Genomic DNA, 1,611 nt, shown 5'->3' on the forward strand with positions numbered 1-1,611 from the left:
TCCGTGCCGAGCTGCACGACGGCGACGATGAGGCGCTTGCCGCCGAGCGGGCGCGCACTGAGTCCTGGATCAGTGCCTTCCACCTTGGCGAGGAGCGCAAGCGGCTGGGGCTGACCCAGCGTCAGGTAGCCGAGCTGATGGGCGTCTCACCGGGCCGGGTGAGCCAGATCGAGAACGGTGACCTCGACGTCAACGAGGTCGCGACGCTGAGCCGGTACGCCCGGGCGCTGGGTGCCCGCATGCGGATCATTTTCGACTACGGCAACGACCTTCGCCAGATCGCCTGAGGCGCTGCCGGTGAACAGAATCCGGGTGACGGGGCCGGGGTGCGTAGGTCGTTGAGGCCATCCTGATGACCGGAACCACCTACCGTTCGGCCGAATGTCGTCCAACAGTAGGTGGAATCGGTCGTTATGTCGGTGGATATCCACTGATGTCGATCGGTGCAGGTCGCAGCCTCGGGGCCGTCCACCGACGTCCACCGACGTCCACGGACGTCCATCCCCTGTGCAGTACAACTGCATTACAGCGATGATTCGGATCATGGCCACGGAACGTGAAGCCGGCTTGGACGTCCCCAGCACCGAAAAGAATACGATCTCCCCTGCTCGCCAGCGCCGGCAACGACGGGACCGTACGGGCATGGGATGTGCGCATCGGGCAGCCCGTCACAACCCTGGTCGCGCTTCAGGCCGGCGGCTGGGCATGCCTGCGTCCCGATGGCTCTTACACCATCTCCGGCGAGGTTGACGACAATTTCTGGTGGGCAATCAAGCTCTGCCGCTTCGGCCCCGGAGAACTCGACCCCTATACCCCGGCGATCCGCGCCTTGGCCCCGGCTGCTCTCATCCCCTTCTCCATGCCGGTTTATCCCGGCGCTCCATGTATTCGGTGACGCCGTGGGGTGGCTGCTTCCGCTCCAGTGGGTCGGCTCGCCATCCCCTTGACACCGCAGTTCCGGAACGGATTGCATGGGCTGATGGACATTAGCCACAAGGGCGCATGATGGCCGTTGACCTCGCACCGGCTCCGGTGGCAGCGATCGACACCGAGGCACGGTCATGACCGACGCGGCAACCGCGGCTACCGCGGCGCCCGCCGGGCTCGACCTCCCCGCGCTGCAACGGTTCTTCGACACCGTGGTGGCGGATGCGGGTCCGATCCGGGCCGAACTCCTGCACGGCGGCCGGTCCAACCTCACCTACCGCATCACCGACGGGCGCTCGGCCTGGGTGCTGCGCAGACCGCCGCTGGGCGGCCTGACCCCGTCGGCACACGACATCGCCCGGGAATACCGGGTGGTGGCGGCCCTCTTCGACAGCGCTGTACCCGTCGCCCGGCCGGTCGCGCTGCGGGAGGACCCGGATGTGCTCGGCGTCCCGTTCTGCCTGGTCGAGTACGTCGACGGGCAGGTGATCCGTACCCGTGCGGAGCTGCACGCACTGCCGGCCGCGGACATCACCCGCTGCGCGTTCGGCCTCATCGACGTGCTGGCCCGATTGCACGCCGTCGATCCGGCGGCCGTCGGGCTCGAGGGGTTCGGCAGAGCGGCGGGCTACCTCAGCCGCCAGGTCCGGCGCTGGCACGACCAGTGGACCCGCGTGGCGACCC

2 protein-coding genes and 1 pseudogene are annotated in these 1,611 nt (G+C 68.0%); all 3 read left to right on the forward strand.

From position 1 onward, the window contains the following. A partial coding sequence (locus tag U9977_RS20110; RefSeq protein ID WP_322750837.1) for a helix-turn-helix transcriptional regulator occupies positions 1 to 287 on the forward strand: 287 nt, incomplete at its 5' end. A 362-nt stretch (positions 288 to 649) separates the two neighbouring features. Beyond that, positions 650 to 895, forward strand: coding sequence for a hypothetical protein (locus tag U9977_RS20115; protein ID WP_322750838.1), 246 nt, complete (start codon positions 650 to 652; stop codon positions 893 to 895). Between the two features lie 166 nt (positions 896 to 1,061). After that, positions 1,062 to 1,611: pseudogene (locus U9977_RS20120) on the forward strand (phosphotransferase family protein); the annotation flags it as partial.

This window comes from Protofrankia sp. Cas8 (assembly GCF_963555845.1).
In the GTDB taxonomy this organism is placed as follows: Bacteria; Actinomycetota; Actinomycetes; order Frankiales; family Frankiaceae; genus Protofrankia.